7 protein-coding genes and 1 pseudogene are annotated in these 8517 nt (G+C 51.2%); 5 read left to right on the top strand and 3 right to left on the bottom strand.

Annotated elements, in window-relative coordinates; all coding sequences use genetic code 11:
• Positions 1-372: 372 nt before the first annotated feature.
• Positions 373-2544, bottom strand: coding sequence for a GumC family protein (locus GEI7105_RS0106235; RefSeq protein ID WP_017659618.1), 2172 nt, complete (start codon positions 2542-2544; stop codon positions 373-375).
• A gap of 245 nt (positions 2545-2789) precedes the next feature.
• Between GEI7105_RS0106235 and GEI7105_RS0106240 the strand changes: the two genes are divergently transcribed.
• Positions 2790-3854, top strand: a complete 1065-nt coding sequence (locus tag GEI7105_RS0106240; RefSeq protein WP_017659619.1) for a class I SAM-dependent methyltransferase — start codon at positions 2790-2792, stop codon at positions 3852-3854.
• An 82-nt stretch (positions 3855-3936) separates the two neighbouring features.
• Here GEI7105_RS0106240 and GEI7105_RS0106245 read toward each other — a convergent pair whose 3' ends face one another.
• The gene (locus GEI7105_RS0106245; RefSeq protein WP_144053693.1) at positions 3937-5481 is read right to left on the bottom strand and encodes an FAD-dependent oxidoreductase; all 1545 of its coding nucleotides are present in this window, start codon (positions 5479-5481) and stop codon (positions 3937-3939) included.
• A 531-nt stretch (positions 5482-6012) separates the two neighbouring features.
• Here GEI7105_RS0106245 and GEI7105_RS29310 point away from each other — a divergent pair.
• The 4 genes and pseudogenes from GEI7105_RS29310 to GEI7105_RS29320 all read left to right on the top strand — a co-directional run bounded on the left by GEI7105_RS29310 (position 6013) and on the right by GEI7105_RS29320 (position 7682).
• Positions 6013-6216: a pentapeptide repeat-containing protein gene (locus GEI7105_RS29310; RefSeq protein WP_245555446.1), complete on the top strand. Its 204-nt coding sequence runs from the start codon at positions 6013-6015 to the stop codon at positions 6214-6216.
• A gap of 113 nt (positions 6217-6329) precedes the next feature.
• A pseudogene (locus GEI7105_RS40740) lies at positions 6330-6395 on the top strand (pentapeptide repeat-containing protein); the annotation flags it as partial.
• Positions 6396-6440: 45 nt separating this feature from the next.
• Entirely contained in the window at positions 6441-6791 is a 351-nt protein-coding gene (locus GEI7105_RS40380) for a pentapeptide repeat-containing protein (RefSeq protein ID WP_342662842.1), read from the top strand.
• A gap of 126 nt (positions 6792-6917) precedes the next feature.
• Positions 6918-7682 carry a pentapeptide repeat-containing protein gene (locus GEI7105_RS29320; RefSeq protein WP_245555381.1) on the top strand — a complete coding sequence of 255 codons (765 nt, stop codon included), beginning with the start codon at positions 6918-6920 and terminating at the stop codon, positions 7680-7682.
• 68 nt (positions 7683-7750) lie between these two features.
• Here the strand turns inward: GEI7105_RS29320 and GEI7105_RS29325 are convergent.
• Positions 7751-8517 (bottom strand): DNA/RNA non-specific endonuclease (locus tag GEI7105_RS29325; RefSeq protein ID WP_017659624.1); only part of this gene is annotated, 767 nt, incomplete at its 5' end.

The raw sequence follows: 8517 nt of genomic DNA on the forward strand, positions 1-8517 counted from the left end.
GGGGGTTGGGGGGATGGTTGGGGGGGATAGAGGGACTTGCCGGTTTGGGAAAAACCAGTGTTTGAGTCCGAGCGGAGTCGAAGCGAGCGAAGTCGAAGTGTTGAAATTCGGATTTCGTATAAGGGGGGACGACCGGATATAAAATCCGCTTATCACCTCAAACTCCGAAGACCCAAAGCGTTTTTTATTTACAGGCAAAAATCTCTGTGTTCTCTGTGTCTCTGTGGTGAATTTTTCAAACCTACTTATCGCCAAACAATTCAAAAACGATCGATACAGAACGCACTTTAAATCTGTCTTCTAAACACATTCAAAAAGTATTTCGATCGCCTATCTAAAATTATAACAAAATTGAATCACGACGAACTAAAATTATTCACCTTTTATTTTTTTCAAAAACGACAAAACTGGACGAGATTCTCGTTCGTCAGCAGTTTCCGTTCGTTCGCCGATTACCCGTTCTGTTGCATAGCGTTTGTAGAAGGTCGACGATTCCGAAGGTGGTTCGCGATCGCGGTTGGCTACGACGCCGAGTAGTGGCGTTCCCGAACTTTTCAACTCCTCTAACGCCTGCTCGAGAAACGGACGTTTGAGGTGTCCCAAACCCGTAACGAACACCACACCTTGAGTCCGAGCCGCCAACAAATGAGTATCCGACAACCCCAAGACAATCGGCGAATCGTACACGACCAACTCAAACGCCGACTGTAACTGTTCCATCAACACCTGCATTTTCTGAGATGCCAGCAAACGCGGCGGATCGATCGGAATCGGTCCGGCGGGAAGGACGAACAGATTCGTTTCTAAGGACGACTGCTCGATCGCTTCCCAAACATCGAGGTGGCTGTCGGCGATCGCATCAGTCAGTCCGCGCGTGTTCGCCAGTCCCAACCGGATATGCAAACTGGGGTGGCGCAAGTCCGTATCCACCAGCAACACCCGCTGTCCCATTGCGGCGGCGGCTTGAGCCAAATGAATGGCGACCGTGGATTTTCCGTCTCCGAGGGATGGCGACGAAACGGTCAGCGATCGCACGGGAGTATCGGGATTGAGCAGGCGAACGTTCGTATAGAGCGAGCAGAACGCCTCGAACGCTGGAGACGACAACCGCCAGTGTCGGTCGCGTTTCTCCTCACTCGACAGTTGCGCTTCGAGACTCAAGGTTTTGTCGAGGGGAATAATACCCAGCAGGGGCAGCCGAGAAATCGACTTCACCTCCTTACTGGTATAAATCACGTTTCGCAGGCGATCGACCAACAACGCCAACCCCATCCCTAAAAACAGTCCCAACGCTGCCCCCATGACGGCGTTTTTCTTCGCACTGGCCGACGAAGGACGGGGTTTTCCGGGTTCTGAGATGAGTTGCCAGGGAACTTGTTCTTGAGCGGCGTCGATGCGAAAGGCTTCCCGTTTCGCGAGAAATTCGTTGAGATTTTGCGTGGCGATGTCGAGTTCCCGTTGAATGTCGGTGTACTCGCGAGCGACGCCTGAAAGCTGCTTGATTTCGGCGTTGAGTCGGTCGATTTCTGCCGCCAACGTGCGATCGCGATCGAGCAGTTCGCGAATTTGCGTTTCGAGTTCCCGCAGCACCCGCTCGCCTTCTCGCCGCAGCAGGGGGATTAAATTCTGTCGCTGCTCTTGCAACCGCTGAATTTCGGGACTGGCTTCTAAAAACGTCGCCGACTCGATGGCAATTTCACGATCGAGGGTTTGAAGTTGCGACAGGAGTTCTTGATAGCGAGCGTTACCGCTCAATACCGACGACGACGCTGTTTCGATCGCCGGACTGGTCAGCTCTTGTTGTAAATCTTCGTAGAGTGCCTTGGCTTCTTCGAGTTGCAGTTGAATATCGAGCCGTTGCTGCTCTAAGTTACCGGCTTGGGTGGTCAGTTGGCCGCCTCTCGTGGCGGGATCGACGAGGTTGTGTTCTTGACGCAGGCGTTGTAAGCGTTCCTGTTGGAGCTCCACGCGATCGCGCAGTTGCGGAAGCTGTTCTTCGACGAACTCGATCCCCTGGCGAATGTCGCTGAGTCGTTCTTCGAGGCTGTATTCCAAAAACGCATCGGAAACTAAGTTTAATACGTCCGAAACCAATTCGCTATCGGTGTGCGCGTACGACACCTCGAGGATGTCTCCGGCCGGTTGTACCTTCAGCGAACTGACGATTTCCCCGTAGTTCGTTTGAGGATATTTCGCTTGTAGCTCGGCGACGATCGGGTCGATGACTTGAGGACTTTTCAGAACGGCTAACTGCGCCACGCCGATTTGAGCCGGGGCGTCTTGTTGGCTCGTCAGCGTTTCCGAGACTGACGAAATCACCTTACTCTCGATCGTGATCGGTTGCGTCAGAATCTCGAATTTGGACTCGTAAACGGGAACGTCGTTTAGGGCTTTCATCGTGGCCGCGGCCGCCACAGATACCGTCGCACCGACAATTAACAACCACTGCCGACGCAACGCTCCGATAATTTGACCGAGTTCTAGCCCCCCTTCGTCGCTGTCGTCGATCTCGAAGGCTGGTGTGGGCGTTAGATTTGGCGGCACTGCGATCGCTCCCAACGTCTGTCAGGTCCTATTTCTAAAGTAGCAAACTCGAGCCACCAAACTTTTCGACTTTTCGGGATCTCTGCGAGAACGGACTCTCCGAACGGGCGATCGCTCCCCCTCGCCTCACAATGGGTCGAACTTCTACCCCGGATTTTCAAATTTCACCGTCGTTCGCGGGCGTCTGTTGTTACATTAATTAATATTCTTAACGATGTGTTACCAATTCGTTCGATCGTGCAGCCATGACTGACACTCTCACCAAACTGACCTACCAAGCCTTTCAACAGGGGAAGAGTTATTTCGGCGTCGCCCATAAAACGCTCAGTACGCAAATCGCCAAACTCGTCTCACCGCCGCCAGAAGACAACACCGTACCGCTGTCGCCGGAAGTTCTCGCACTCCTACAGCGCAGCATCGAGCGTTTGCAGGAGGAAGACTGGCAAGACGCCGAACGCGGTCTGTACCCCACTGAAATCCTGTTCGACAATCCCTGGCTCGACTTTTTCCAATACTACCCTCTGGTCTGGGTCGATCTCCCCAAAATTTGGGAACGGGTCGATCGCAAAGAATACCAACGCTTCGATTCCGATATCGACACGGTCGACTATCCCAAATACTACGTTCAAAACTTCCACCACCAAACCGACGGCTACCTCAGCGATCTCTCCGCCAACCTCTACGATCTTCAGGTAGAACTGCTGTTCAACGGCTCTGCTGACGCCATGCGACGCCGCGTTCTCGCCCCCCTCAAACAGGGACTGACCCACTTCAGCGACGTTCGCCCCGCTCAACAGCGAGTGTTAGACGTGGCCACCGGAACCGGACGCACTTTGCGGTTTTTACGAAATACCTTACCGAAGGCGTCCCTGCACGGCACGGATTTGTCCCCCGCGTACCTACGCAAAGCCAACCAGCAACTCTCGGAACTGCCGGGAACCTTACCGCAACTGTGCCAAGCCAACGCGGAAAACTTACCCTATCGCGACGACTACTTCCACGCCGCAACCTGCGTGTTCCTGTTCCACGAACTTCCCCCGCAAGCGCGTCAAAACGTTATCGACCAGTGTTATCGCGTCTTAAAACCTGGCGGTACGTTCGTTATCTGCGATTCGATTCAGAAAAACGACGAACCGAAGTTCGCGCCGCTACTCCATAACTTCCCCACCATTTTCCACGAACCTTACTATCGAAGCTACACCGAAGACGACATGACTGCCCGTTTGGAAAAGGCAGGCTTTACAGACATCGAAACTCAGGTTCACTTTATGAGTAAGTACTGGATTGCGCGAAAGGTGATGAGGAGTTGAGGAGGCTTCTTCAGGACAGAGTGGAGAGTCCAGAGTGCTGATGTTTTAACTCTTCACTTTTCACTTTTCCCCCTTCACTCCCCTAATCCCGTCTCCAATCGAACCAAGCTTGAAGGAGATTTCTCAAGCGGGGATGTTGGTGTCGCCAGACATCGCGCCATTCGGTGAGGAAATAGCTGAATACTTCAGTGTCGGGGGAGTGTAGGGACGCCAGTGCCTCGATCGAGCGGTTTTGACTCATTAAGAGGGCGATCGCCTCTACGAGAGCGGGGGCGCGAGCGCCGAGAAAATGAGCGCCGAGGAGGTTTCCATCGGGGCTGACGAGTAGTTTGCCAAAACCGGAACGGTCGTCCTGTCGTTGGGCGGAGGCGAGGCGGTAAAACGGACAGGTGAGAACGACGAGGCGATCGCCCAACCGTCGTTTGGCTTGGGGTTCGGTGAGACCGACGGCGGCTAAATGCGGTTCGATCGCCAGGACGCGAGGAAAGGTGTGATAGTCGGCGTTCCACAGGGGCAGAAAGAGGGCGTTTTTGGTGGCGATATCCCCTTCGTACCGGGCGAGTTCGGGGTCGTTGTAGCCGCCGAGAACGCTGCCACAGGCGTAAATTTGAGGGTTCGTGGTTTGCAGTCGCGGGTTGGTGCGGATGCGATGTCCCTGGCGGCGAATCCCCAGGGCTTTCCAGTCGATCTCGTGGGTTTGGGCTTCCCATCCCGCCGCGACGACGACGGCATCGGTTTCGAGGGCGCGATCGCCGGCTTGCAGCCAGATGGTATCTTGGATGCGACGGGCTTGTAGGACGGGGGTACGCGTCAGGACGGTAACGCCACAGGCTTCGAGATGGGCGCGTATGAGCCTCGCCATTTGGGGATCTTCCTGGGGGAGAACCTGGGACGCTTCGGTGAGGAGCGCGACGTCAACGCCCAACCACGCGAAGGTGCGAGCGACGCTGACGGCGTGGGGATCGTTTCCGACGACGGCGATGCGAGGGGGGAGTTCGCTGTGGAGGAGTTTTTCTAATGTGGTGAGGTCGTAGTAGGCGGTGTCTTCTAAGCCTTGAATGGGGGGAATGGTGGGTTTGGCGGACGGGGCGAGGAGATAGGCTCGCGAGGGAAACTTGCGTTCTGCGGCGATCGCGGTGAGTTGGGGTTGGGTGAGGAAGTCCACCTCGCCGACGACGACGTCGATCCCCTGCATGGCTAATCCGGCTGGAGAGCGCAACGCCTGTAAGTTTTCGGTGATTTCTCGGCAAATTCGCCAAACCCGATGGCGATCGATTCCGGAGGTGGCGGCGACTCCCCAAGCGTGCGATCGCTCTCGTTCTCGTGTGAGGCGTTGTAACTGTTCGAGCGCGATTTGCGAGGTTTGCACTTCTGCCCACACGGACTGCGGGGGTAAAATTAACGCCACCCTCGCGCCCCATCCGGCTGCTACTGATGCTGCTCGCATTCCCGCCGTGCTGTCTCCGAGGACAACCCAATCGTACTCGACTCCCATGGTTTGACTTCCGTTGGCGATCGCTTGTAAGTCTCGACCTTGGATATTGTGACATCTTCCCGACGCTGACTCTACGGATACCGTGCGGGTCGCTCGACTTCGCGATCGCTGAGGGGGATGTGGAAACGCCAAGATTCCCCAGAACGATATCGTTCTGGGCTTTCACCATCGCCGCAAGCGTCCTTTTCGTCGCCGTTCGATATTTCGGGCGGAATCTCTGTTTCTCAAATATTAAGCTGGTGGCGATCGGGCTGAGGTGTTCGCACTCGCTCTCGGGTACGAACCGGTTCGTGGGGACGTTGAAGGGGGTTTCGTGCAGGAGAGGAAATGTAAGATGATTCTAAATGCGATCGTCCATCCGATTCGATTTTCTCATCGTGTGACTCCCTTGTGTCATGCTGGGTTGCTCTGAGTAATTTCGGTCAGAAAGTGGCGTGTCGTGAATCCGTTGCTTGTAACTAAAAGAATACTGTCTTTCTTCTTGTCTTTGTTACGGTTTGTGAAGATCGTTTGGTGGGGTCGGGGGTGGCGGCCAATCCTTCCGGTCGCCAGCTCGTTTCGATCGCAGCAATGGATTCGTGCCAGCGTTGGGAATTGGGGACTACCAGTATAATTGAGATAGGTGCAGCGTGAGTTGAACTGGAGGAAGGTATGACAATGGAAATGACGCCCGAGGAACTATTAGAGCGGTATGCGGCGGGAGAAAGAGATTTTACGGGGGTTCAATTCAAAAATACTAAGGGAGGCCGTATTGACTTGTCGGGAGCAAATCTGAGCGGAGCGATTTTTCGCAATGCAAGTTTTCCTAGAGGTTCCCGTTTTAAGAAGACAAATCTCTCGGGTTCGGCTCTTCGGAGTTTAGAGTGACAGAAAAACTAACTTTACGAGATTTCAAAGGTTTTGGCTCTCGAGTTCTCAATTTTTTGTATCGTTTTATACATTTGTAACCACAAACTCCGAAGACCCCGGGTTCTGATTTAAGAGGAGCTAACTTGTATGACACCGAGCTAACTGGAGTTAACTTGTCGTTCGCAAATCTCAATAGGGCTAGGCTACAGTCGTCTGAAATACTTCTTGAAGAAGGAGCAAATTTGCAAGGAGTAAATCTTAGTGAAGCAAATATGGTTGATATCCATTGGGAAAATGTTGAGATGAATGACGTGAATCTCTTTATAGTAGATTTATTTCATGGCTCGATTTTCAACTCTTCTCTAAAGCGAGCTAACTTTGAAGGAGGTATGTTAGCAGAAGTTTATATGGATGCTGTTAATTTAGAAGGGGCAAATTTTAGAGGATGCGAGCTAGCTGAGTCATGTTTCAGCAATTGCAATCTAACCGGAGCCTTCTTAGATGAATATAATGCTACTGCATACCTTCGTAGTTATTATGACTTGTTTAATACAATTATGCCTGACGGAAGTGTTGTGAGTAATTGTAAATAACGTAGTCGGTCGCCAGCTCGTTTCGATCGCGGCGATGGATTCGTGCCAGCGTCGGGGGTTAGTGACTATAAGTATAATTAGTTAGATATAGCGTGAGTTGAACTGGAGGAAAATATGACGAGAAAAATGACGACTGAGGAATTGTTAGAGCGCTATGCAGCGGAAGAGCGAGACTTTACAGGGATTGAGTTTGACAAGTCTGAAGCAGATAAAGGAGATAGGCGCATTAAAAAAATAGATTTGTCTGGAGTAAACCTGAGCGGAGCGATTTTTCGGGACGCTGTTCGTTCTGGAATTGGGACTCCTCGCTATCATCTAAATTTACGGAATGCCAACCTTTCAAATACAGACCTAAGAAATGTTGATTTTTATGAAGCCAATCTAGAAGGTGCCGATCTATCGGGGGCAGACCTCAGAGGAGCCAATCTCGCGAGTTCTAAAACGACTGGAGCTAACTTGAGTCGTGCCAATTTAACGGATGCAGATATATCTGACGCTCGGTTAGACGAAGTCGATCTACGTGAAGCAAACTTGACGCGAGTTTATGCAGGCGGATGTGACTTTAGTGGAGCCGATATGACCGATGCGATTTTGATTGAAGCAGATTTGAACGAAGCTCCCTTCATGGGGACAAATTTAACGAGAGTCAATCTTCGTGGCGCGAAGTTCGGCTATTACTATTACGAAGAGGATGAAAATTATCAGGAGATAGGGGAAGAATTGTTCGATCCTCACGTACCATTAATGCATGAGGCAAACCTGACGGATGTTGACTTAAGTGTAACAGACTTAGGTGTAACAGACAGTCCTTCTAGCTGGGACGAAGATCTGTGGTGCAGAAATGCTGTTTTCTGCAATACAGTCATGCCAGACGGCACAGTCAGAAATTAGAGAGGTCGTGTTGAGGGATTGCGACCCTCAACACGAGAACTTGTTGAATTTTTTTATATTTTATGCTGTTAGGCTGACGCAGAGGGAAAATCTTCTACTCTGTCGGTTCCGCTATACTCCTTGCCTTTGAGTGCATTTCTAACCTCTTCAGGAAGATTGGAAAGTAAGCTCAGTCCAGTCTTCTCTTCAATGTATCCAATCGATTTTGTGTGCTGCACCCAACTACCACTTTGTCGTGCTGGATCGTTCGGCAAGACTACGCCAATAACTGTTGTGTCTGCGGTGATGTCAACCAGATCTTGACCGGGTTTGAGAAGAAGGTTAACCTGCCAGATACTTTCAGGAATGTTTACCCCATTCTGCACAAGAGGGTTGTTTGGAAAACTGTTATTCAAGCTTCCAAATCCACCAGCAATCGTATAAATACTCCAGTTTTTATTATCGACGAGTCTTTTGTTAAACACTTCGAGACTCCTCCACATTCCATTTTCTTCATTCTCATTAGTAAATTTCTCATGAGGAAGAAGATTAGAGGTAAAGTAAGTTGCAAGCTGATCTTTTGGAGTTCTGTTTCGCAATTCTCTAGCCATTACATGACCTCGATCGAAAAGAGCTGCACGATTGTAATCTGAAGATTTGACTGAGTTAATTCCAGCGTTCCTGAGAAACGGATCGATCCTCCAGCTCTTAGAAGTGTCATTTCGAGTCAAATCTCCAAGCCACGCTTCATTGGTGTACCAGCTCACCCAATTTGCCCCTTTATCACTCTCATTATAAGAAGCACTGTACTGCGGTCGCTCGATTAGGAAATTGTTTTTGTCTTGACCTGCAATCT

Origin of the sequence: Baaleninema simplex PCC 7105 (assembly GCF_000332355.1) — a bacterium.
Taxonomy (GTDB): domain Bacteria; phylum Cyanobacteriota; class Cyanobacteriia; order Cyanobacteriales; family Geitlerinemataceae; genus Baaleninema; species Baaleninema simplex.